The 23,429-nt window shown below is 54.3% G+C and carries 15 protein-coding genes, 1 tRNA gene and 3 rRNA genes; 12 read left to right on the top strand and 7 right to left on the bottom strand.

What is annotated here, in order from left to right:
- Nucleotides 1-11 precede the first annotated feature (11 nt).
- The 7 genes from IYV58_RS03215 to trpS all read left to right on the top strand — a co-directional run bounded on the left by IYV58_RS03215 (nt 12) and on the right by trpS (nt 6,131).
- Nucleotides 12-698 carry a hypothetical protein gene (locus tag IYV58_RS03215; protein ID WP_004128467.1) on the top strand — a complete coding sequence of 229 codons (687 nt, stop codon included), beginning with the start codon at nt 12-14 and terminating at the stop codon, nt 696-698.
- Between the two features lie 19 nt (nt 699-717).
- A complete protein-coding gene (locus tag IYV58_RS03210) occupies nt 718-1,131 on the top strand; it encodes a DMT family transporter (protein WP_049114468.1) in 414 nt (137 codons plus the stop codon).
- A gap of 18 nt (nt 1,132-1,149) precedes the next feature.
- The gene (locus IYV58_RS03205; protein WP_004108688.1) at nt 1,150-1,479 is read left to right on the top strand and encodes a DMT family transporter; all 330 of its coding nucleotides are present in this window, start codon (nt 1,150-1,152) and stop codon (nt 1,477-1,479) included.
- 241 nt (nt 1,480-1,720) lie between these two features.
- On the top strand, nt 1,721-1,816 hold the full coding sequence (gene tnaC, locus IYV58_RS03200) for a tryptophanase leader peptide (protein ID WP_004098218.1): 96 nt from the start codon (nt 1,721-1,723) through the stop codon (nt 1,814-1,816).
- A 122-nt stretch (nt 1,817-1,938) separates the two neighbouring features.
- Nucleotides 1,939-3,327 carry a tryptophanase gene (gene tnaA / locus IYV58_RS03195; protein ID WP_004128455.1) on the top strand — a complete coding sequence of 463 codons (1,389 nt, stop codon included), beginning with the start codon at nt 1,939-1,941 and terminating at the stop codon, nt 3,325-3,327.
- 333 nt (nt 3,328-3,660) lie between these two features.
- A complete protein-coding gene (mtr, locus tag IYV58_RS03190) occupies nt 3,661-4,917 on the top strand; it encodes a tryptophan permease (protein ID WP_004128446.1) in 1,257 nt (418 codons plus the stop codon).
- A gap of 206 nt (nt 4,918-5,123) precedes the next feature.
- Nucleotides 5,124-6,131 carry a tryptophan--tRNA ligase gene (gene trpS / locus IYV58_RS03185; protein ID WP_004128443.1) on the top strand — a complete coding sequence of 336 codons (1,008 nt, stop codon included), beginning with the start codon at nt 5,124-5,126 and terminating at the stop codon, nt 6,129-6,131.
- 151 nt (nt 6,132-6,282) lie between these two features.
- Here trpS and IYV58_RS03180 read toward each other — a convergent pair whose 3' ends face one another.
- Complete coding sequence (locus tag IYV58_RS03180) at nt 6,283-7,680, bottom strand: GGDEF domain-containing protein (RefSeq protein WP_004128440.1); 1,398 nt, start codon at nt 7,678-7,680, stop codon at nt 6,283-6,285.
- 532 nt (nt 7,681-8,212) lie between these two features.
- Here IYV58_RS03180 and IYV58_RS03175 point away from each other — a divergent pair.
- The 3 genes from IYV58_RS03175 to IYV58_RS03165 are packed head-to-tail and all read left to right on the top strand — an operon-like array spanning nt 8,213 to nt 13,130.
- Nucleotides 8,213-9,280 carry an HlyD family secretion protein gene (locus tag IYV58_RS03175; protein WP_004128432.1) on the top strand — a complete coding sequence of 356 codons (1,068 nt, stop codon included), beginning with the start codon at nt 8,213-8,215 and terminating at the stop codon, nt 9,278-9,280.
- Nucleotides 9,277-12,006, top strand: coding sequence for a ribosome-associated ATPase/putative transporter RbbA (gene rbbA, locus IYV58_RS03170; RefSeq protein ID WP_195729421.1), 2,730 nt, complete (start codon nt 9,277-9,279; stop codon nt 12,004-12,006). Before IYV58_RS03175 ends, rbbA begins: the two co-directional genes overlap by 4 nt.
- Complete coding sequence (locus tag IYV58_RS03165; RefSeq protein WP_142445101.1) at nt 12,006-13,130, top strand: ABC transporter permease; 1,125 nt, start codon at nt 12,006-12,008, stop codon at nt 13,128-13,130. The genes rbbA and IYV58_RS03165 overlap by 1 nt, the downstream gene beginning before the upstream one ends.
- 40 nt (nt 13,131-13,170) lie before the next feature.
- Here IYV58_RS03165 and IYV58_RS03160 read toward each other — a convergent pair whose 3' ends face one another.
- The 5 genes from IYV58_RS03160 to IYV58_RS03140 all read right to left on the bottom strand — a co-directional run bounded on the left by IYV58_RS03160 (nt 13,171) and on the right by IYV58_RS03140 (nt 19,451).
- Complete coding sequence (locus tag IYV58_RS03160) at nt 13,171-13,488, bottom strand: hypothetical protein (RefSeq protein ID WP_004128418.1); 318 nt, start codon at nt 13,486-13,488, stop codon at nt 13,171-13,173.
- Between the two features lie 848 nt (nt 13,489-14,336).
- Nucleotides 14,337-14,452 (bottom strand): 5S ribosomal RNA (gene rrf / locus IYV58_RS03155).
- A gap of 201 nt (nt 14,453-14,653) precedes the next feature.
- Nucleotides 14,654-17,559 (bottom strand): 23S ribosomal RNA (locus IYV58_RS03150).
- A gap of 190 nt (nt 17,560-17,749) precedes the next feature.
- Nucleotides 17,750-17,824: transfer RNA gene (locus IYV58_RS03145), tRNA-Glu, on the bottom strand.
- An 87-nt stretch (nt 17,825-17,911) separates the two neighbouring features.
- A 16S ribosomal RNA gene (locus IYV58_RS03140) occupies nt 17,912-19,451 on the bottom strand.
- The 16S, 23S and 5S rRNA genes sit together here with 1 tRNA gene alongside, the layout of an rRNA operon.
- A 602-nt stretch (nt 19,452-20,053) precedes the next feature.
- On the opposite strand from IYV58_RS03140, the gene IYV58_RS03135 reads away from it, so the two are divergent.
- A complete protein-coding gene (locus IYV58_RS03135; RefSeq protein WP_004128415.1) occupies nt 20,054-21,178 on the top strand; it encodes a ribosomal protein uL16 3-hydroxylase in 1,125 nt (374 codons plus the stop codon).
- A gap of 68 nt (nt 21,179-21,246) precedes the next feature.
- On the opposite strand, the gene surE is transcribed toward IYV58_RS03135, so the two are convergent.
- Nucleotides 21,247-22,122, bottom strand: a complete 876-nt coding sequence (surE, locus tag IYV58_RS03130) for a 5'/3'-nucleotidase SurE (RefSeq protein WP_195729690.1) — start codon at nt 22,120-22,122, stop codon at nt 21,247-21,249.
- A gap of 495 nt (nt 22,123-22,617) precedes the next feature.
- Between surE and IYV58_RS03125 the strand changes: the two genes are divergently transcribed.
- Nucleotides 22,618-23,397: a histidine phosphatase family protein gene (locus IYV58_RS03125; protein ID WP_172880462.1), complete on the top strand. Its 780-nt coding sequence runs from the start codon at nt 22,618-22,620 to the stop codon at nt 23,395-23,397.
- Nucleotides 23,398-23,429: the final 32 nt, after the last annotated feature.

Here is a 23,429-nt window from a genome sequence, read left to right as displayed (position 1 = left end):
GGAGGCTCGCCATGACCGACCAACAGATGGAAGACCTGGTTGAACGCATTATCCAGCGTCTGCGGCCGCCGGTACTGGTGATGGTGACCGCCGCGGCGGGCTACCGGCACGCTATTCGTCAGCGGCTGGCCAGCTGCGGCGAGAGCCTGCACCTGGCGCTGGATAGCGGGATTGGCGACGGCGAGCAGTGGCGGGCTATTGGTAAAACGCTGGCGGCGGCCGACTGGCAACAGGAGCTGCCTTCTGCCTCGTATAAGGCGCTGTTGCTGCCGTTTCTCGACTACCCGCTGGCGGCGGATCTGCTGAAGGGTTCCCTGCACAGTCCCGTTGCCCGCCGCGTGCACGATGCCCTGCTGAGCGGCCTGCCGGTACTGGCGCTGCGCTATCACTGCGATCCCGCCAGCGAGCTTAATCAGCTGCGCGGGGCGCAGCCTGATACCGCTTACGCCGGGCATATGCAGGCCACGCTGGCCCGCCTGGCCGAATGCGGCATCGCGCTGTGCACCATGAACGAATTGCTGGAGAAGCTGGCGTCGGGTCGCGAAGCGGCGGCGCCGTCGGCGAGCAGCCCGCGGCGTTATCTCACTGTCACAGACGTGGTGAATAATCCGGCGCTGGCCTGTGCTCCTGAAGCGCAGTTGACCGATGCCGCTATCGATTTTTTAAAAAACAGAAAAAAAGAACCTTACCTTAAATAGTAAACCCGGAGTTTAATTTATGTCTTCAAAAACAAAGTGTTGGCTATGGATGCTGCTGGTTATCGTTTCCGAAACCTCAGCCACCTCCACCCTCAAAATGTTCGGCGGCAGTGAAGGGATGACCAAAATGCTGCTGCTCGGGCTGCTGGTGCTGCTGTACTGCACCTGCTACTACTCGCTGTCCCGCGCGGTGAAGGATATTCCCGTCGGTCTGGCCTACGCCACCTGGTCCGGTACCGGCATCCTCGTGGTGTCGACCCTGGGAATGGCGTTTTACGGCCAGCACCCGGACACCGCCGCCATTATCGGTATGGCGGTTATCGCCAGCGGGATCGTGATCATGAACCTGTTTTCCAAAATGGGTAGCGAAGAGAGCGAGGAAGCGCCCGCGCAACCAGTCGCTGCATCTCTGGACAAAAAAGTCGCCAACTAACAAAAAAAGGAATTACCTATGTTTAACCTCGGATTTTTATGGCTGGCGCTGTCTATCGGCTCCGAAATCACCGGCACATCGATGATCAAAAAGACCAACGGCTTCAGCAAGCTGGCGCCGTCGGTGCTGGTGGTCTGCGCCTACGGCCTGTGCTACTTCGCCCTCACCCGCGCGATGAGCACTATTCCGGTCGGCGTCGCCTACTCGCTGTGGTGCGGTTTTGGCATCGTCGGCGTCACGATTTGCTCAATGATCCTTTATAAGCAAAAACCGGATATCCCGGCCATTCTCGCCATGGTGCTGATCATCTCCGGCGGCATCATTATGAACGTCTTCTCCAGCATGTAAGTCCCGCCTGCGCCTTCATTGATTGCGGTGAAGGCGCTAATAACCTCACTCAATAAACCATTATTGGCGTAATAAAAAAACAAAAAACCATCGCCTGCTAATCAATAACGCTAAAAAGACGACGAGCGTCAAATTTTTATACTCCGCTTATCGATAAATAATTTTTTGTGATTTTAATCGTGGTTATTTTCTCATTTTACCTTATTTTTATGGCATCCCTTCACTCACAGAGGACGATGTCATGACGCAAAAATCGATTTATCGCCTCATTGCCCAGGGCGGCCTGGACGACTGGTATAATTTAGATCACCGCATCTCCAACGACTTCCCTCGTTAATTCTCCGCTGCTGTTCATTCCCTAAAAAATTAATTCAGCACTGCGTTTAGTCGCTATTTGTTGCGTCTGTTATTTGTCGCCAAATAGCCAAACGCGGCACAGCATCCCCATGGAGAAAATAAATGAAACGTATTCCTGAGCCGTTCCGCATTAAAATGGTCGAAAACATTCGTATGACCACTTTTGACGATCGCGTCAAAGCGCTGGAAGAGGCGGGCTATAACCCGTTTTTACTCAATAGCCAGGACGTGTATATCGACCTGCTGACCGACTCCGGCACCGGCGCGATGAGCGACCATCAGTGGGCCGGGCTGATGATGGGCGACGAAGCCTACGCCGGGTCGCGTAACTATCAGCATCTGTGCGAAAAGGTCAAAGAGATTATCGGCTATCCATATACCATTCCCACCCATCAGGGGCGCGGCGCGGAGCAGATTCTGTTCCCGAGCCTGATTGCTCGCCGCAAGTCGGCGCATCCGGTGTTTATTTCCAACTTCCACTTCGATACCACCGCCGCGCACGTGGAGCTCAACGGCGCGAAAGCCATTAACGTGGTGACGCCGAAAGCCTTCGACACTACCTCGTGGTACGACTGGAAAGGCAACTTTGATATTGATTTGCTCAAAGCGACCATCGCCGAACACGGCGCGGAAAACGTGGCGGCGATTATTACCACCGTCACCTGTAACAGCTCCGGCGGCCAACCGGTATCGCTGGCGAATATGCGCGAGGTGTATCAGATTGCCCGCCAGAATAATATTCCGGTGGTGATCGACTCCGCCCGCTTCTGCGAAAACGCCTGGTTTATTAAACAGCGCGAAGAGGGCTACGCCGATAAATCGGTGAAAGAGATTATTCTTGAGATGTACCAGTACGGCGATATGCTGACCATGTCCGCCAAGAAAGACCCGATGGTGAATATCGGCGGACTCTGCTGCTTCCGCGATGACGAAGATCTCTTCAACGAAGTGCGCATCCGCTGCGTGCCGATGGAGGGCTTTGTCACCTACGGCGGCCTGGCGGGGCGCGATATGGAGGCGTTGGCTATCGGCCTGGAAGAAGGGACCAACGAGGATTACCTCGCTTATCGCATCAATCAGGTGGAATACCTCGGCGAACGCCTGCGCGAAGGCGGCATTCCGATTCAGTATCCGACCGGCGGCCATGCGGTGTTCGTCGATGCTAAGCTGCTGCTGCCGCATATCCCACCGGAGCAGTTCCCGGCGCACGCGTTAAACAACGAGCTGTATCTGGAAGCGGGCATCCGCAGCGTGGAAATCGGCTCCCTGCTGCTGGGCCGCGACCCGCAAACGGGCAAACAGAAGGCGTCGCCGATGGAGCTGCTGCGCCTGACCATTCCGCGCCGGGTTTATACCAACGATCATATGGACTATATCGCTGATGCGCTGATCGCCGTTAAGGCCCGCGCCGCCACGATTAAGGGTCTGACCTTTACCTATGAGCCGCCGGTACTGCGCCACTTTGTCGCCAGACTGAAACCGGTGAAATAAATAACGTCCTGGCGCTCTCGCAACGGGAGCGCCATTAATTTAAATCCATCTCTTTAAGCTCAATCATTCGGGTTGCGCCGGGTAGCCGTTTGCCCGCAGCCGTTATCTGTACCCTAAATAATTCGAGTTGCAGAAAGGCGGCAAGAGAGGGACAAATTCGTCGGGAACGAATTTGACCAGCCGAAGGCTGGCCTCCGGTGAGAGGCAGGAGCCTCTCATTAATCCCCAGGAGCTTACTGAGGTAAGTGACTGGGGTGAGTGAACGCAGCCAACACATCTGCAACTTGAAGTATGACGGGTATAATAATTATAGCCACGTGAGGAATGCACCTTATGGCTACACTATCAGTCTCAAAAGCGGTCTCAACAAATACGCCATCGCTGATTGGCGGAGCGATGATTATCGGCGGCACGATTATTGGCGCCGGCATGTTTTCTTTACCGGTGGTGATGTCCGGTGCCTGGTTTTTCTGGTCGCTGTTGGCGCTCATTTTTACCTGGTTTTGCATGCTGCACTCCGGGTTAATGATCCTCGAAGCCAATCTCAATTATCATATTGGCGCCAGCTTCGACACGATTACCAAGGATTTACTCGGAAACGGCTGGAATATTATTAACGGCCTGACCGTCGCCTTTGTTTTATATATCCTGACCTACGCCTATATTTCCGCCAGCGGTTCTGTTATTCAGCATACTTTTGCGCAGATGAACCTCGCGGTTCCCGCACGCCTGGGCGGACTGGCGTTCGCGCTGGTGGTCGCCTTTATCGTCTGGCTGAGTACGAAAGCGGTAAGCCGGATGACGACTATTGTGCTGGGCGCCAAAATCCTCACCTTCTTTATGACCTTCGGCGGCCTGATGTGGCACGTGGAGCCCGCGATTCTGTTTAACCGCTCAGAAGCCAACGCGTCATATTTGCCCTACGTGCTGATGACGCTACCGTTCTGTCTCGCCTCATTTGGCTATCACGGTAACGTCCCCAGCCTGATGAAGTATTACGGTAAAGATCCGCTTATCATTCGCCGCTGCCTGCTGCTCGGCACGCTGATGGCGCTGGTGCTGTATATCATCTGGCTGGTCGGCACCATGGGTAATATCCCGCGCCCGGCGTTTATTGCTATCGCCGAAAAAGGCGGCAATATCGACGTGCTGGTACAGACCTTAAGCGGCCTGCTGAACAGTTCGACCCTGGACTTACTGCTGACGGTCTTTTCCAACTTCGCCGTCGCCAGCTCGTTCCTGGGCGTCACGCTCGGCCTGTTTGATTATCTGGCGGATCTGTTTAAGTTTGACGATAGCCGGCTGGGGCGGTTTAAAACCGCGCTGGTGACCTTTCTGCCGCCGATCGCCGGCGGGCTGCTGTGGCCTAACGGTTTTATCTACGCCATTGGTTTCGCCGGTCTCGCCGCCACCGTCTGGGCCGCTATCGTCCCCGCCCTGCTGGCGCGCGCCTCGCGCAGGCGTTTCGGCAGCCCGAACTATCGGGTCTGGGGCGGCAATGCCATGATTATCCTGATTTTGTGCTTCGGCGGCGCCAACGCAATAATTCATATTTTATCCAGCTTTAACCTGCTGCCGGTTTATCGCTGAATGAAAAAGGGCTTTTACTGCCGCGGCTTTTCGTGGCAGGATAAAAAGATGAACAGAAACGTTGTCATCTCTCACCTCCGCCGTTGGTGGCTGCCTGCATAACAGGCGGCAAGATTTGACGTTTCCTCTATTCAAAGCCGCCGGAAGGCGGCTTTGTTGTTTCTGAGTGTCGCCCTTCGGCCTGATAGCATCCTAAGGAGTCACTTATGAACACCAGCCAAACGATCCTGACCGGCGACCGTCCTACCGGCCAGCTGCACCTCGGCCACTACGTCGGTTCCCTGCGCCAGCGCGTGCTGCTCCAGCACGACCACCAGCAGTTTATCCTCGTCGCGGATCTCCAGGGTCTGACCGACAACGGCAGCAACCCGCAAAAAATCAGCAGCAATATCCTTGAGGTGATGGCTGATTATCTCGCCGTCGGCATCGATCCGCAGAAGACCACCATTTGCCTGCAATCCGCCCTGCCGGCGCTGGCCGAACTCAGCGCGCTGTATATGAATATTGTCACCGTCGCCCGGGTTGAACGTAATCCGACGGTAAAAAATGAAATCGCCCAGAAGGGGTTTTCCCGCTCGCTGCCGGTGGGATTTTTAGCCTATCCCATTAGCCAGGCCGCCGATATCACCGCCTTTAAGGCCGAACTGGTGCCGGTCGGCGACGATCAGCTACCGATGATTGAACAAACCAATGAGATCGTGCACAAAATGAATAGCCTGACCACGACGCCGATCTTACAGCACTGCAAAGCGCTGCTCAGCGACGTCAGCCGCCTGCCGGGCATCGATGGCAATGCCAAAATGTCGAAATCGCTGGGGAACACCCTCACCCTTTCGGCCAGTGAAGAGGAGATCCATCGTGCGGTCAGCGCCATGTATACCGACCCGAATCACCTGCGGGTCGCCGACCCGGGTCAGGTAGAAGGCAACGTGGTCTTCACTTATCTCGACGCCTTTCATGCTGATAAGGCTTTCGTTGCCGATATGAAAGCCCACTATCGGCGCGGAGGACTGGGAGACAGGCAGTGTAAAAACGCGCTGGAGACCTGCTTACAGGAGCTGCTGGCGCCAATACGCGAACGCCGGGCGACCTATATTCAGGATAAAGGCATGCTGCTGACGCTGCTGCGCCGGGGAAGCGAGCGAGCGCACGAACTGACACAACGGACGCTGCATGAAGTGAAGCGTGGCCTGGGGCTGCCGGTGCTGTTTTGAGGCGCGGAGATCTCGCCGCATTGAAATCCGCTGCCACATCTCTCCCGGGGGCGGCGCTTGGCGCGCCTTGCCCGGGCTACATGTTCACAGCCGTCTGCGATCCGGTAGCCCGGACAGGCGCAGCGCGCCGCCTCCGGGATGGGCCGTCAGCTTAATTTCCGTCGCTTTCATGCATTTTCACGCAGTTGCGCCCATCGCGCTTGGCGACGTACAGCGCGCTGTCGGCATCGCGCAGCAGCAGATTGTAATCCGGATGACCGGTGTGGACGGCGTAGCCGATGCTGGCGGTAATCGAAATCTCATTGTCAGCGCCAACGCTAAACGCCAGTTGGCTGATTTTTTTACGCAGCCGTTCAAGGATCGTAAAGGCTTCCGCGGCACCGGTCTCCACCAGCACCAGCAGAAACTCCTCGCCGCCGTAGCGGAAGATATAATCGCTGGAACGAATGTTATCGCTGAGCAACTCCGCAACATGCTTGATGGCCCGATCACCGACCATATGACCCCAGCTATCATTGATCTCTTTAAAGTGGTCGATATCGATAATCGCCACCGTCATCGGCAGCTCATACTCCATCGCCAGCGTCACTTCATGCTTGAGGACAACCGGCAGATAGCGACGGTTCAGCAGGCTGGTCAGCGAATCCTTACCGCTTTGCATCTGCGACAGGCTGCTAAAGAGTACCCCCAACTGGCTGCCGATCTGCTGGCAATGGATATGAATCCCCTGCAGCAGAGCCTGCGTATTTTTATACTCAGAACCGTCAGAGGAGGATTTCCAGGCGGATAACAGCGCATCCACCTTGCTAATTAAATCGGCGATCTCCTCCATTTGCGGATTTTTGTTAAAATAACGCACGCATTTATGGCGGAACCACAGACCAAATTCCGAATCAGATAATAACGCGCCGTTAATATCTGTCTTATTATCGCTAACGATATTAAAAATAGCGGTATTTTCCCAACCGGAGAGCGAGGCCTGCTGCTTGCCATATTCCAGCGGCACGTTATCCATCAGGCTATACAGGCGGTAGGCTTCTTCATTTTTTGTCGCCCGATAGTGCGACAAAGTATAGGCATGACACATCATCTCTACCGCCATGTTAATGGCCATGATGGCGTAGTAGATGGCGGCGACGCTGGTTTCGCGATCGAGGTGACTATCGCGGATATTTTCAATCAGCCCGGCTTTCAGCTGGCGCGCGCCGCGAAGCACGGCCTCTGCCGGGATACCGATACGCGAATGGATGCTGCCGATCAGGTACTGCCGCTCCGCCAGCGCCTGCAAATTCTCTTTCTCACACATCAGGATATCTTTCACCCACCCGGCCAGCGAGCTACTGAGCCGCTCCTGGACTAAATCATAGGTAAGATGCCTGGCGATATCCGGGTCCTGAAAAATAAAGTCATAGAAACGGGTCGCTAACGCCTCCGCCTGCTGCCCGGCGATATTTTTAAGTACCGCCTTCACCTCCGGCGTCAGGCTGTCGTACAGCGGCAACCATTCCTTAAAAATAATTGAGATATATTTTTGGCTTTCATCTTTCATTGAATAAAGCGCTCGCCTGGCGTGAGTGTATTTTCAGGGCCGGAGATCATACAACAGTTCTCCTGGAGCAACCAGATTAAAAATGCGCCAGTTCCCTACCAATAATATCCTCAGGTTATTAGCGTTGTGCGATAGCTTATAAGTATGATGATTTAATGAAGCGCTATGAGATTGTACGAGCGAGTGCCCGAAGCATTAAACCCAAATAGTATTATGGGTAATATTGGCATATCGGTTCGCGGCTGTTTTTATGTTAACCCTGCGACAAGTCCATGTTTTCCATATGGACATAATTAGTGCGGGTGTTAGTATTGCATTGACGGTAGCAATAAATATGCGTGTTTCATTTAAGGCGAGGATTGCTGATGATGACCACATTAATCGCACCTCTTTCCGACCGGTTCGCCGCGCAGCAGGATTCACGCGCCGGTTGGCCTTGCCCCCCCATTCCTCCCTTTCCTGAAGAGACGATACTTCGCCACGCGGAGGAGAAGCGCGCACCACTCAGCCTATGGAACAAAGCGAGTCGCATATGGACAAAATCAAACGACGTTGGGTTGGATACGTTATTGGTTTACTGGTGGTGATTGCCGCAGCGGCATGGTGGATGCTGCGCCCGCCGGGAATTCCGGCGGGCTTTGCCAGCAGTAACGGCAGAATTGAAGCTACGGAAGTCGATATCGCCACCAAAACCGCCGGGCGTATCGAGACGATACTGGTCAAGGAGGGGCAGTTTGTTCACCAGGGTGACGTTCTGGCCCGCATGGATACCCGCGTGCTCAACGAACAACGGCTGGAAGCCGCTGCGCAAATCAAGGAAGCAGAGAGCGCGATTGCCGCCGCGAAAGCCCTGCTCGACCAGCGCCAAAGCGAAATGCGCGCTACGGAAGCGGTAGTGAAGCAGCGGCAGGCGGAGCTGAACTCCTCGGCTAAACGACACGTCCGCTCCAGCACGCTCTCGCAGCGCGGCGCGGTCTCCGCGCAGCAGCTGGATGACGACCAGGCGGCGGCAGAAAGCGCCAGAGCGGCGCTGGAATCCGCCAAAGCGCAGGTCTCTGCCGCCAGGGCCGCAATTGAGGCGGCGCGAACCAGCATCATTCAGGCGCAAACCCGGGTCGAGGCCGCCCAGGCGACCGAACGGCGGATTATCGCCGATATCGACGATAGCGAGCTGAAAGCCCCGCGCGATGGCCGCATTCAGTACCGCGTCGCCGAACCGGGAGAGGTGCTGGCGGCGGGCGGCCGGGTGCTGAATATGGTCGACTTATCCGATGTCTATATGACCTTCTTCCTGCCTACCGAGCAGGCGGGTCTGCTGGCGCTGGGCAGCGAAGCGCGAATTATCCTTGATGCCGCGCCGAATCTGGTGATCCCCGCCAATATCAGTTTTGTCGCCAGCGTGGCGCAGTTTACGCCTAAAACGGTGGAAACCAGCGACGAAAGGCTGAAACTGATGTTCCGCGTGAAAGCCCGCATTCCGCCGGCGCTGCTGGCGGAGCATCTGGAGTATGTGAAGACCGGCCTGCCCGGGATGGCCTGGGTTCGTCTGGATAACCAGCTGGCGTGGCCTGAAGCGCTGACGGTGAGGCTACCGCAATGAAAACCGTCGCCCGCCTGGAAAACGTTAGCCAGCGCTTTGGCGCAACCGTCGCGCTGAAGGACATTACGCTGAGCATTCCCGCCCGCCGTATGGTAGGGCTGATCGGGCCCGATGGCGTGGGCAAGTCCAGCCTGCTCTCGCTGATTTCCGGCGCGCGCGTGATTGAGCGCGGTAACGTCATGGTGCTCGGCGGCGATATGAGCGATGTGCGCCATCGCCAGGATGTCTGCCCGAAAATCGCCTGGATGCCCCAGGGGCTGGGGAAGAACCTCTACCACACTCTGTCGGTCTATGAAAACGTCGATTTCTTCGCCCGTCTGTTCGGCCATGATAAAGCCGAACGCGACATCCGCATCAATGAGCTGCTCCAGAGTACCGGCCTGGCGCCGTTTCGCGATCGTCCGGCAGGAAAACTCTCCGGGGGGATGAAACAAAAGCTCGGCCTGTGCTGCGCGCTTATTCACGACCCGCAGCTGCTGATCCTCGATGAACCCACCACCGGCGTCGATCCCCTCTCGCGGGCGCAGTTTTGGGATCTGATCGACAACATCCGCCAGCGTCAGCCGGAGATGAGCGTCCTGGTCGCCACCGCTTACATGGAGGAGGCGGAGCGCTTTGACTGGCTGGTAGCCATGAACGCGGGGGAGGTTCTGGCGACCGGCAGCGCCGATGAGCTTAAAGCGCACACGGCGAGTCAGACGCTGGAGCAGGCATTTATCGCCCTGCTACCCGAAGCCCAGCGCCTGGCGCATAAAGAGGTGATCATCCCGCCGCGCCAGGCCGATGAAAGCGAAATTGCGATTGAAGCGCGCGGGCTCACCATGCGCTTCGGTAATTTTATCGCCGTTGACCACGTGAACTTTCGTATCGCCCGCGGCGAGATTTTCGGTTTCCTCGGCTCTAACGGCTGCGGCAAATCAACGACCATGAAAATGCTGACCGGGTTGCTACCGGCCAGCGAAGGCGAGGCGTGGCTGTTTGGCCAACCGGTCGACCCCAGGGACATCGAAACCCGCCGCCGCGTCGGCTATATGTCGCAGGCCTTTTCCCTCTATAGCGAACTGACCGTGCGGCAAAACCTCGAACTGCATGCCCGCCTGTTCCATATACCGGATGCGGAGATCCCCGGACGGATCGCCGAAATGAGCCAGCGCTTTATGCTGGAAGAGGTTGAGGACACCCTGCCCGCTTCGCTGCCGCTAGGTATCCGCCAGCGGCTCTCGCTGGCGGTCGCGGTGATCCACCGCCCGGAAATGTTAATCCTTGATGAACCCACCTCCGGCGTCGATCCGGTGGCCCGGGATATGTTCTGGCAGCTAATGGTCGATCTTGCGCGTCAGGACCGGGTGACGATTTTTATCTCCACCCATTTTATGAATGAAGCGGAGCGTTGCGATCGCATTTCGCTGATGCATGCCGGAAAAGTGCTGGCCAGCGATACGCCGCAGACGCTGGTCGAACAGCGCGGATCGGCCAGCCTTGAAGAGGCGTTTATTGCCTGGCTACAGGAAGCAGCGGATACCGCCCAGCCGCCTGATGCGCAGGCTGCACCGGTTCCCGCGATAGAACACAAAGCCGAAAGCGTGGCGCCGCGCCAGGGGTTTAGCCTGCAGCGCCTGTTTAGCTACAGTCGCCGCGAAGCGCTTGAGCTTCGCCGCGATCCGGTGCGATCGACCCTGGCCCTGCTCGGCACCGTGATCCTGATGTTTATCATGGGCTACGGGATCAGTATGGACGTCGAAGATCTGCGGTTTGCGGTGCTCGACCGCGACCAGACCGTCAGCAGCCAGGCCTGGTCGCAAAATATCGCCGGTTCGCGCTACTTCATCGAACAACCGCCGCTGCAAAGCTATAGCGAACTGGACAGAAGAATGCGTAACGGCGAGCTGGCGGTGGCTATCGAAATTCCGCCTAATTTTGGCCGTGATATCGCCAGGGGAACGCCGGTGCAAATTGGCGTGTGGGTGGACGGCGCGATGCCGAACCGAGCGGAAACGGTGCGCGGCTACGTGCAGGCCATGCATCTGGCCTGGCTGCAGGAGATGGCCGGTCGCCAGGCCAGCCCCAATCGCGATACATCACTGATTTCCATCGAGACCCGCTACCGCTATAACCCGGATGTGAAGAGCCTGCCGGCAATCGTCCCGGCGGTAATTCCGCTGCTGTTGATGATGATCCCGGCGATGCTCAGCGCGCTTAGCGTGGTCCGCGAGAAAGAGCTCGGCTCAATTATCAATTTGTACGTGACGCCAACCACCCGCAGCGAATTTCTGCTGGGTAAACAGGTGCCGTATATCGTGCTGGGGATGTTCAACTTCTTCCTGCTCTGCGCGCTGTCGGTCTTTGTTTTTGGCGTACCGCACAAAGGGAGTTTTCTGACGCTCACCCTCGCCGCGCTGCTCTACGTCACTATCGCCACCGGGCTTGGCCTGCTGATCTCCACCTTTATGAAAAGCCAGATTGCGGCGATTTTCGGCACCGCGATCATTACGCTTATCCCGGCGACGCAGTTCTCCGGAATGATCGATCCCGTTGCCTCGCTGGAAGGGCCCGGCCGCTGGATTGGCCAGATTTATCCAACCAGCCACTTTCTGACCATCGCGCGCGGAACGTTCTCCAAAGCGCTGAATCTGACGGATTTGTGGGGATCCTTTATTCCGCTGCTTATCGCAGTTCCGCTGGTGCTGGGCCTGAGCGTGTGGCTGTTGAAAAAACAGGAGGGATAATGCGCGGATTACGCAATATTTATAATTTGGGGATGAAAGAGCTACGCAGCCTGCTGGGCGATAAAGCGATGCTGACGTTAATTGTCTTTGCTTTTACCGTCTCGGTGTACTCCTCCGCGACCGTCATGCCGGGTTCGCTGCATCTGGCGCCCATCGCTATTGCCGACATGGATAAGTCGCAGCTCTCATCGCGCATTATCAATGGGTTTTACCGGCCCTGGTTTTTGCCGCCGGCGCTGATCACCGCTGATGAGATGGATGCCGGGCTGGATGCGGGACGCTATACTTTCGCCATCAATATTCCGCCGGGTTTCCAGCACGACGTTCTGGCCGGACGCCAGCCCGAGCTGCAGGTTAACGTCGACGCGACGCGAATGAGCCAGGCGTTTACCGGCAATAGCTATATCCAGAATATCGTCACCGGCGAGGTGAACAGCTTTGTCGCCCGCTACCGGGACAACGGCACGCTGCCGGTTGAGCTGGCCGTCAGAATGCGTTTTAACCCGAACCTGGAACAGGAGCGTTTTGGCGCCGTCATGGCAATTATCAATAATATCACCATGCTGGCGATCGTGCTGACCGGTTCGGCGCTGATACGTGAGCGGGAACATGGCACCATAGAGCACCTGCTGGTTATGCCGGTCACGCCGTTTGAGATCATGATGGCGAAGATATGGTCAATGGGGCTGGTGGTGCTGGTGGTTTCCGGACTCTCCCTGATCTTGATGGTTCAGGGTGTATTGCAAGTACCGATAGAGGGCTCGATACCGCTCTTTATGCTTGGGGTGGCCCTGAGCCTGTTTGCCACCACCTCGATCGGCATTTTTATGGGTACGGTGGCGCGTTCCATGCCGCAGCTGGGGCTGCTGATGATTCTGGTGCTGTTGCCGCTGCAGATGCTTTCCGGCGGCTCGACGCCACGGGAAAGTATGCCGCAGGCTGTACAGGATATTATGCTCACCATGCCGACAACCCACTTTGTCAGTCTGGCGCAGGCCATTCTTTATCGCGGCGCGGATTTCTCGATCGTCTGGCCGCAGTTTCTGACGCTGCTGGCTATCGGTGGGGTGTTTTTTACTGTCGCGCTACTGCGTTTTCGTAAAACGATCGGTGAGATGGCCTGAGTCAATGCCGGTGCCGCTCCCTGTGGTCGCAGCATCGGCGTTATTTATTTCGATTCATAAAGCGCCGCAGAGCCCAGGTGAACCCCATCGCCATGCTGAACAGGATAAACAGCAGCAGCACCCAGCTGACGGAAATTCTCAGTAGCGCGCTTAGCGTCATAAGTGGCTGAAGATAGACGGTAAAGGAGTGTTCGGTAGGCTTTCCGAGCAGAACCATCAGCCCATCTGTTAACCAGACAAGCGCCCGACATACCAGCCAGATGATCGCCGGCCAGCAGAGCAAGACCAGAAAGGTAAAACGCTCCCGGATATAATTTATTGGTTGGCGCAGAGGAGGCCAGTTAATCAGAAATTTCATTTATATTCTCATATTGCCAGCCGGTAACATGCACTATTCGTCAAAAGACGTTACCGGGTTAGCTTCCATACAGGCAATGCACCCTATGTTTTTAGCAAATTTGAATTAACTTAAACCAGATCGAGTTAACAAAGTGTTAAGGACACTAAGTCATTTCGCAGAAAAAGTCCAGCTGTTATGCCTGCTTCCCGGCATGATAAGGGGGTTTCGTATCTATTTGTTAACCTGATTACATTAGAGTAACTTAAGAATTAAATCGGAAATATTCTTAATATAATTCACATTAAATATTAAGAGACGAGTTTATATATATTTTTATTTTCATATAAAACATACATCCTAAGAAACACCTCCTTCATAAGGTTATTTTATTGAGAAAATAAATCCTTTGCAGGTTATTTCTCAATAAAAAAACAGGCTTAAAAGGGCACTATTTTCTCCTTCACCGCAGCTGATAATCATTTCCTCTAACGACTCGCCTCAATATTCAGCGTTCTTGTTCCAAGTCCAGATCAGACAGGAAAACCTCTTCAATTTCATTGCGATATAAATCAATATTGTTTTAATACGGCGGATACCTCATCACAATAGCCGTTCGGCTGACACGTTCAGTAATGTTAGGTATTGCTGTATCAGCTGCTGAAACGGCCGAACTCATCCTATAAGGTAAACTAAAGAAACACATTTTCATGCGTTAGCGACGCTTTAACCGGAGGGAGGGCGTATGACAGGCTTCAGGCTGGAAAACATGAATGCTGTCGGTAACGTGATACAACTCTGGCGTTAGTTCTCAGGCCACAAAAACGCAAAAAGCCCATCCGTCAGGATGGGCTCTTCACGTGTTTGATGCCTGGCAGTTCCCTACTCTCACATGGGGAGACCCCACACTACCATCGGCGCTACGGCGTTTCACTTCTGAGTTCGGCATGGGGTCAGGTGGGACCACCGCGCTATCGCCGCCAGGCAAATTCTGTTGTCAGAAACGAATCTTTTACACCGATGCTGCGTTGGCTGCATTCGTAAAGTCAGTCACATACCTCAGTATGCTCCTTCCTTTACTTCATTTGCCGCCTTGCCTCAGCGTAAAATCTTTCGTTCCCGAAAATCTGTAATCAATGCTGAAATTGTTGTCTTCTCAAATCCGCCAAAACATCTTCGGCGTTGTAAGGTTAAGCCTCACGGTTCATTAGTACCGGTTAGCTCAACGCATCGCTGCGCTTACACACCCGGCCTATCAACGTCGTCGTCTTCAACGTTCCTTCAGGACCCTTAAAGGGTCAGGGAGAACTCATCTCGGGGCAAGTTTCGTACTTAGATGCTTTCAGCACTTATCTCTTCCGCATTTAGCTACCGGGCAATGCCATTGGCATGACAACCCGAACACCAGTGATGCGTCCACTCCGGTCCTCTCGTACTAGGAGCAGCCCCCCTCAATTCTCCAGCGCCCACGGCAGATAGGGACCGAACTGTCTCACGACGTTCTAAACCCAGCTCGCGTACCACTTTAAATGGCGAACAGCCATACCCTTGGGACCTACTTCAGCCCCAGGATGTGATGAGCCGACATCGAGGTGCCAAACACCGCCGTCGATATGAACTCTTGGGCGGTATCAGCCTGTTATCCCCGGAGTACCTTTTATCCGTTGAGCGATGGCCCTTCCATTCAGAACCACCGGATCACTATGACCTGCTTTCGCACCTGCTCGCGCCGTCACGCTCGCAGTCAAGCCAGCTTATGCCATTGCACTAACCTCCTGATGTCCGACCAGGATTAGCTGACCTTCGTGCTCCTCCGTTACTCTTTAGGAGGAGACCGCCCCAGTCAAACTACCCACCAGACACTGTCCGCAACCCGGATTACGGGCCCACGTTAGAACACCAGCCATTAAAGGGTGGTATTTCAAGGATGGCTCCACGCAGACTGGCGTCCACGCTTCAAAGCCTCCCACCTATCCTACACATCAAGGACCAGTGTTCAGTGTCAAGCTATAGTAAAGGTTCACGGGGTCTTTCCGTCTTGCCGCGGGTACACTGCATCTTCACAGCGAGTTCAATTTCACTGAGTCTCGGGTGGAGACAGCCTGGCCATCATTACGCCATTCGTGCAGGTCGGAACTTACCCGACAAGGAATTTCGCTACCTTAGGACCGTTATAGTTACGGCCGCCGTTTACCGGGGCTTCGATCAAGAGCTTCTCCTTACGGATAACCCCATCAATTAACCTTCCGGCACCGGGCAGGCGTCACACCGTATACGTCCACTTTCGTGTTTGCACAGTGCTGTGTTTTTAATAAACAGTTGCAGCCAGCTGGTATCTTCGACTGATTTCAGCTCCATGGGTAAACCACTTCACCTACATATCAGCGTGCCTTCTCCCGAAGTTACGGCACCATTTTGCCTAGTTCCTTCACCCGAGTTCTCTCAAGCGCCTTGGTATTCTCTACCTGACCACCTGTGTCGGTTTGGGGTACGATTTGATGTTACCTGATGCTTAGAGGCTTTTCCTGGAAGCAGGGCATTTGTCACTTCAGCACCGTAGTGCCTCGTCATCACGCCTCAGTGTTAAAGTGAACCGGATTTACCTGGAACACACACCTACACGCTTAAACCGGGACAACCGTCGCCCGGCCAACATAGCCTTCTCCGTCCCCCCTTCGCAGTAACACCAAGTACAGGAATATTAACCTGTTTCCCATCGACTACGCCTTTCGGCCTCGCCTTAGGGGTCGACTCACCCTGCCCCGATTAACGTTGGACAGGAACCCTTGGTCTTCCGGCGTGCGGGTTTTTCACCCGCATTATCGTTACTTATGTCAGCATTCGCACTTCTGATACCTCCAGCAACCCTCACAGGCCACCTTCAACGGCTTACAGAACGCTCCCCTACCCAACAACACATAGTGTCGCTGCCGCAGCTTCGGTGCATGGTTTAGCCCCGTTACATCTTCCGCGCAGGCCGACTCGACCAGTGAGCTATTACGCTTTCTTTAAATGATGGCTGCTTCTAAGCCAACATCCTGGCTGTCTGGGCCTTCCCACATCGTTTCCCACTTAACCATGACTTTGGGACCTTAGCTGGCGGTCTGGGTTGTTTCCCTCTTCACGACGGACGTTAGCACCCGCCGTGTGTCTCCCGTGATAACATTCTTCGGTATTCGTAGTTTGCATCGGGTTGGTAAGTCGGGATGACCCCCTAGCCGAAACAGTGCTCTACCCCCGAAGATGAGTTCACAAGGCGCTACCTAAATAGCTTTCGGGGAGAACCAGCTATCTCCCGGTTTGATTGGCCTTTCACCCCCAGCCACAAGTCATCCGCTAATTTTTCAACATTAGTCGGTTCGGTCCTCCAGTTAGTGTTACCCAACCTTCAACCTGCCCATGGCTAGATCACCGGGTTTCGGGTCTATACCCTGCAACTTAACGCCCAGTTAAGACTCGGTTTCCCTGCGGCTCCCCTATACGGTTAACCTTGCTACAGAATATAAGTCGCTGACCCATTATACAAAAGGTACGCAGTCACCCAACAAGTGGGCTCCTACTGCTTGTACGTACACGGTTTCAGGTTCTTTTTCACTCCCCTCGCCGGGGTTCTTTTCGCCTTTCCCTCACGGTACTGGTTCACTATCGGTCAGTCAGGAGTATTTAGCCTTGGAGGATGGTCCCCCCATATTCAGACAGGATACCACGTGTCCCGCCCTACTCTTCGAGTTCACAACCTGTGCGTTTTAGTGTACGGGAGTATCACCCTGTACCCTGCGACTTTCCAGACGCTTCCACTAACACACAAGCTGATTCAGACTCCGGGCTGCTCCCCGTTCGCTCGCCGCTACTGGGGGAATCTCGGTTGATTTCTTTTCCTCGGGGTACTTAGATGTTTCAGTTCCCCCGGTTCGCCTCGTTTGACTATGTATTCATCAAACGATAGTGCAACGAATTGCACTGGGTTTCCCCATTCGGACATCGCCGGCTGTAACGGTTCATATCACCTTACCGACGCTTTTCGCAGATTAGCACGTCCTTCATCGCCTCTGACTGCCAGGGCATCCACCGTGTACGCTTAGTCGCTTAACCTCACAACCCGAAGATGTTTCGTAAAACATCATCGTGTCGCGAAAATTTGAGAGACTCGAACACACATAACATGTGTGTCGTTTCAATTTTCAGCTTGATCCAGATTTTTAAAGAGCAAATATCTCAAACGTCACCCGAAGATGAGTTTTGAGATATCGGTTGGTTGTGCCTTTCACTCACAGCCAGCAAGTGGCGTCCCCTAGGGGATTCGAACCCCTGTTGCCGCCGTGAAAGGGCGGAGTCCTAACCGCTAGACGAAGGGGACACGAGGTGTCACGACTTCGCAGCCGTCTTGCTTCTTTACATCTATCAGACAATCTGTGTGAGCACTACAAAGGCAGGTTCTTTAAGGTAAGGAGGTGATCCAACCGCAGGTTCCCCTACGGTTACCTTGTTACGACTTCACCCCAGTCATGAATCACAAAGTGGTAAGCGCCCTCCCGAAGGTTAAGCTACCTACTTCTTTTGCAACCCACTCCCATGGTGTGACGGGCGGTGTGTACAAGGCCCGGGAACGTATTCACCGTGGCATTCTGATCCACGATTACTAGCGATTCCGACTTCATGGAGTCGAGTTGCAGACTCCAATCCGGACTACGACATACTTTATGAGGTCCGCTTGCTCTCGCGAGGTCGCTTCTCTTTGTATATGCCATTGTAGCACGTGTGTAGCCCTACTCGTAAGGGCCATGATGACTTGACGTCATCCCCACCTTCCTCCAGTTTATCACTGGCAGTCTCCTTTGAGTTCCCGACCGAATCGCTGGCAACAAAGGATAAGGGTTGCGCTCGTTGCGGGACTTAACCCAACATTTCACAACACGAGCTGACGACAGCCATGCAGCACCTGTCTCAGAGTTCCCGAAGGCACCAAAGCATCTCTGCTAAGTTCTCTGGATGTCAAGAGTAGGTAAGGTTCTTCGCGTTGCATCGAATTAAACCACATGCTCCACCGCTTGTGCGGGCCCCCGTCAATTCATTTGAGTTTTAACCTTGCGGCCGTACTCCCCAGGCGGTCGACTTAACGCGTTAGCTCCGGAAGCCACTCCTCAAGGGAACAACCTCCAAGTCGACATCGTTTACAGCGTGGACTACCAGGGTATCTAATCCTGTTTGCTCCCCACGCTTTCGCACCTGAGCGTCAGTCTTTGTCCAGGGGGCCGCCTTCGCCACCGGTATTCCTCCAGATCTCTACGCATTTCACCGCTACACCTGGAATTCTACCCCCCTCTACAAGACTCCAGCCTGCCAGTTTCGAATGCAGTTCCCAGGTTGAGCCCGGGGATTTCACATCCGACTTGACAGACCGCCTGCGTGCGCTTTACGCCCAGTAATTCCGATTAACGCTTGCACCCTCCGTATTACCGCGGCTGCTGGCACGGAGTTAGCCGGTGCTTCTTCTGCGGGTAACGTCAATCGACAAGGTTATTAACCTTATCGCCTTCCTCCCCGCTGAAAGTACTTTACAACCCGAAGGCCTTCTTCATACACGCGGCATGGCTGCATCAGGCTTGCGCCCATTGTGCAATATTCCCCACTGCTGCCTCCCGTAGGAGTCTGGACCGTGTCTCAGTTCCAGTGTGGCTGGTCATCCTCTCAGACCAGCTAGGGATCGTCGCCTAGGTGAGCCGTTACCCCACCTACTAGCTAATCCCATCTGGGCACATCTGATGGCAAGAGGCCCGAAGGTCCCCCTCTTTGGTCTTGCGACGTTATGCGGTATTAGCTACCGTTTCCAGTAGTTATCCCCCTCCATCAGGCAGTTTCCCAGACATTACTCACCCGTCCGCCACTCGTCACCCGAGAGCAAGCTCTCTGTGCTACCGTTCGACTTGCATGTGTTAGGCCTGCCGCCAGCGTTCAATCTGAGCCATGATCAAACTCTTCAATTTAAGTTTGATGCTCGTGAATTAAACTTCGTAATGAATTACGTATGTTCACTCAGAGACTTGGTATTCATTTTTCGTCCGAGGACGTCAAGAATCCATGTCACTTTGAGTGCCCACACAGATTGTCTGATAAATTGTTAAAGAGCAGTGCAACGCGGCTTTCGCTCACCGTTGCGAGGTGGCGTATATTACGCTTTCCTCTTTCAGAGTCAACCCGTTATTTCAGGATTTTTTCTCTTCAACCGACCGGGTTGTTTGTGAAGTGATTCACATCTGCCGTGTCAGTGGGAGCGCATTATAGGGAGCTGCCGGGATATAGCAACCCTTAAAATACAAAAAACTTATCAAACGCTCATAATTTAAACTTCCCACGCCCCATCCACGCCAGAAAAAATGAGGAAAATCCAGACGCCACGCGGGCTGTAGCGAATTCAGGCAAAAGCGACATTTTGCAAAAATCAACGTTATCCGCTTTACGTTTCCCCCTCTCTTACCGCGTCGTGACTTCAGATGATGAATTAAGCACCAGCCTTGACCCATGACAAAGCGGCTTGAGGGTGCCTATTTCTATAATCAGGCCCGTTTCTTCTTATTGGTATAAACCTATGGCTTATCAACTCAACATTAACTGGCCCGAGTTTTTAGAAAAGTACTGGCAAAAGCAGCCAGTCGTATTAAAGAAGGCTTTCGCGAATTTCGTCGATCCGATTACGCCGGATGAGCTGGCCGGGCTGGCCATGGAACCGGAAGTCGATAGTCGACTGGTGAGCCTCAAGAACGGTCAATGGCAGGCCAGCAACGGGCCGTTTGAACATTTTGATGGCCTGGGCGAAACCGGCTGGTCGTTACTGGCTCAGGCGGTAAACCACTGGCATATGCCCGCAGCTGAACTGGTGCGCCCCTTCCGCGTGCTGCCGGACTGGCGTTTGGACGATCTGATGATCTCCTTTTCCGTACCGGGCGGCGGCGTGGGCCCGCATATCGACCAGTACGACGTCTTTATTATTCAGGGCATGGGCAGCCGCCGCTGGCGCGTGGGCGATAAGCTACCGATGCGTCAGTTCTGCCCGCATCCCGCGCTGCTGCACGTCGACCCGTTCCCGCCCATTATTGATGAGGATCTGGAACCTGGCGACATCCTCTATATTCCACCGGGATTCCCGCATGACGGGATCACTCACGAAACGGCGCTGAATTACTCCGTCGGCTTCCGCGGGCCAAACGGCCGCGATTTGATCAGCAGCTTTGCCGATTACGCGCTGGAAAACGATCTCGGCGGCGAGCACTACAGCGATCCGGATTTAACCTGTCGCGAACACCCGGGACGGGTAGAAGAGTATGAACTGGAACGCCTGCGCGGCATGATGATCGAGATGATTAGCCAGCCAGAAGATTTCCGCCGCTGGTTTGGGCGCTTTGCCACCACGCCGCGCCACGAGCTGGATATTGCGCCCGCTGAACCGCCTTTTGAAGAAGAGGAGATTGTCGACGCGCTGATGGGCGGTGAAATGCTGACCCGCCTGAGCGGCCTGCGCGTACTGCACATCGGCGACAGCTTCTTTGTGAATAGCGAACAGCTGGAGCCAACCGACCCCGCGGCTCTGGATGCGCTGTGCCGCTACACCCTGCTGGGTAAAGAGGAGCTAGGCGAGGCAGCGCTGCGCAATCCGGCGTTTATCGCCGATCTGACCCGTTTGATTAACCAGGGCTACTGGTTCTTCGACGAATAGCGCTTCATCATCGGTTCATATAAAGAAGGCGCGGAGCCCGCGCCTTCTTCTTTATTATCGCTACAGCATCATTTACCGAGCAGCGTCTCAAACTGCGGCTGGTAGTGCGGCGCGTTCCATGAACCATCAAACAGGGTGTAAGTAATATATCCTTTGTTGAGCCAGCCCGAGTCATTATCCCCTTCCGCCGGTTTCATCGCCTGCGGATTCATCGTCTGTTTGGCGGTACCGTCCGCCAGAAGTTCATAACCAATCTGCGGCACAGGGAATTGTTCATTCTCAATATAATGAACGCCCTTAATTTCAGCCGACGGTAGCGGCGGATAGTTAATGCTCAACCCGGCCCCCTGCGGCATAATCGGGCTTCCCGGTTTATGCGCGGCGTTAAGTTTATCCACCAGCGAGACGACATAATCCACCGAATCAGGCCAGTACTTATGCGTGCTCGGCCATTTGTTCTTCATCTCTTCTTCCGTGAATCGGTAGCCAATGCTGGCGGCAATCGCCGGGAAACCGTAGCGTACGGCGCGGGCCGCGGCGCTCACGGTGCCGGAGTTAACCTGCGCCATACCGGTATTGGGGCCATCGTTAACACCCGAAATCACCAGATCCGGCGGCGCGTCTTTCAGGACGCCCCACAGGCCAAAATCCAGCGCATCGGCAGGGGTTCCGGGGAAGCAATAGCGTTTGTCAGCGGCTTTTTTGACATCAAAAACTTTACCCGTCTTAAAAGTAATTGCCGATCCGATACCGCTCTGATTCGTTGCCGGTGCCACCATCCAGACGTCATACCCTTTGGCCGCCAGTTTTTCCTGTAGCGAAGTGGTCCCCACCGACTGGCAGCCATCATCGTTAACCAGCAGTATTTTCAGCGGTTTTTCAGCAGCCTGTACGCCAGCGGCAGATAACGCCAGAATGGCGGCAGTCAGGATTTTCGTTCTCATCATCACTCCTTGTTGGGTAGCAGAAGTATTTCTTAGGCGCAAAAAAAAACCTAAGACTCCTGCCGCACGCCTCATTGGCGGACAGGAGTCTTAGGTTTTGCCTGTGGTCAGTAACAATCCCAGAGTGTTGCGAAAATAACGCCAGAGCGTAAAAGAGTCCAGCCCAGACATCATTATTCTGTGATGGAGATCAATCCTCTAAAATTATTCAAGCCGAAAACCGCCAATTAATCTGAAAATTAAACTTAAGATACAACTCAATCAGCAAAATTACCTCCATGAAGACGATCACATTTATTGACATTAATAATAAATAGAGGGTGTCTTTTTTCATAATTAGTGCTAACGTCGCCCATGTTGGATTGTTACTGTTTAGAACAGGCGAAACCTACGTCATAGACGTTCGAGCGAACATAACCTTATTTATGCTTCGCGTCGAATATCTGACGTAGGTTTTTTTTTGCTTATAAAAAGACCATTCAGGTGGAGCGTTATATGAAGAAGTGGCTAATAGCATTAATGATGGCGGCAGGTGCGGCAACCTGCTCTGCGGCGGAAGTTAAAAACGATGACGGCGTGAATATCTATTTCGCCCGTCATGGCAAAACGCTGCTGAATACGTTTGACCGCGTGCAGGGTTGGGCGGACTCACCGCTTACCGAAGACGGCATTCGCGTCGCTCGTTATCTCGGCGAGGGGCTTAAAGGTATTCCGTTTGATAGCTTCTATTCCAGCGATGCCGGACGTCAGCGTGAAACCATGCAGGTGATCCTTAAGCAAGCCGGAGTAAGTGATTACAAACTTACTGAGCTCAGCGGCCTGCGGGAAGCCTTCTTCGGCGGTTTCGAAGGCGGCTATAACAAAGATATGGCCGACGCCGGCGCCAGACAGCTGGGGCTTAAAGACGGCGCTGCGCTGTTCAGCCAAATGAAAGCGGGCACCCTGGCCGTTGATACCAACCAGAACGCGCTGGCAGCGGCCGATTCCAAGGGCATGGCGGAAAACTATCAGCAGGTAAAAACCCGCACCCAGGCAGCGCTGCACACTATCGTTGAAAACGCGCAGGCCCGGGGCGATAAAAACGTGCTGGCGATTTCATCCGGTACCGCAATGCAGATCATGATCTCCGATTTAACCGACGATAACGCGAAAAACAAGCCGCTTGCCAATGCCGCGGTGGTGAAAATTGTTTATAAAGACGGCAAATATACCGTTCCAGAAATTGGCACCATGAAATATGTTGAAGCCGGAAAACAGGCTCTCGATAAAAAATAATACCCACGCTTAATTATTTATTACGGCAGACT

Origin of the sequence: Klebsiella sp. BDA134-6 (assembly GCF_015601345.1) — a bacterium.
GTDB lineage: Bacteria > Pseudomonadota > Gammaproteobacteria > Enterobacterales > Enterobacteriaceae > Klebsiella > Klebsiella grimontii.
The sequence above is the reverse complement of the archived record's forward strand: the minus strand, read 5'-3'. Positions and strand labels throughout refer to the sequence as shown.

What these genes read in the sequence shown, in the direction of transcription:
- IYV58_RS03210 (WP_049114468.1), top strand. Translation starts at nt 718, where the DNA reads ATGTCTTCAAAAACAAAGTGTTGGCTATGGATGCTGCTGGTTATCGTT.
- mtr (WP_004128446.1), top strand. Translation starts at nt 3,661, where the DNA reads ATGGCTACACTATCAGTCTCAAAAGCGGTCTCAACAAATACGCCATCG.
- IYV58_RS03180 (WP_004128440.1), bottom strand. Translation starts at nt 7,680, where the DNA reads ATGAAAGATGAAAGCCAAAAATATATCTCAATTATTTTTAAGGAATGG.
- IYV58_RS03215 (WP_004128467.1), top strand. Translation starts at nt 12, where the DNA reads ATGACCGACCAACAGATGGAAGACCTGGTTGAACGCATTATCCAGCGT.
- tnaC (WP_004098218.1), top strand. Translation starts at nt 1,721, where the DNA reads ATGACGCAAAAATCGATTTATCGCCTCATTGCCCAGGGCGGCCTGGAC.
- IYV58_RS03205 (WP_004108688.1), top strand. Translation starts at nt 1,150, where the DNA reads ATGTTTAACCTCGGATTTTTATGGCTGGCGCTGTCTATCGGCTCCGAA.
- trpS (WP_004128443.1), top strand. Translation starts at nt 5,124, where the DNA reads ATGAACACCAGCCAAACGATCCTGACCGGCGACCGTCCTACCGGCCAG.
- IYV58_RS03135 (WP_004128415.1), top strand. Translation starts at nt 20,054, where the DNA reads ATGGCTTATCAACTCAACATTAACTGGCCCGAGTTTTTAGAAAAGTAC.
- tnaA (WP_004128455.1), top strand. Translation starts at nt 1,939, where the DNA reads ATGAAACGTATTCCTGAGCCGTTCCGCATTAAAATGGTCGAAAACATT.
- IYV58_RS03125 (WP_172880462.1), top strand. Translation starts at nt 22,618, where the DNA reads ATGAAGAAGTGGCTAATAGCATTAATGATGGCGGCAGGTGCGGCAACC.
- IYV58_RS03165 (WP_142445101.1), top strand. Translation starts at nt 12,006, where the DNA reads ATGCGCGGATTACGCAATATTTATAATTTGGGGATGAAAGAGCTACGC.
- IYV58_RS03160 (WP_004128418.1), bottom strand. Translation starts at nt 13,488, where the DNA reads ATGAAATTTCTGATTAACTGGCCTCCTCTGCGCCAACCAATAAATTAT.
- IYV58_RS03175 (WP_004128432.1), top strand. Translation starts at nt 8,213, where the DNA reads ATGGACAAAATCAAACGACGTTGGGTTGGATACGTTATTGGTTTACTG.
- surE (WP_195729690.1), bottom strand. Translation starts at nt 22,122, where the DNA reads ATGAGAACGAAAATCCTGACTGCCGCCATTCTGGCGTTATCTGCCGCT.
- rbbA (WP_195729421.1), top strand. Translation starts at nt 9,277, where the DNA reads ATGAAAACCGTCGCCCGCCTGGAAAACGTTAGCCAGCGCTTTGGCGCA.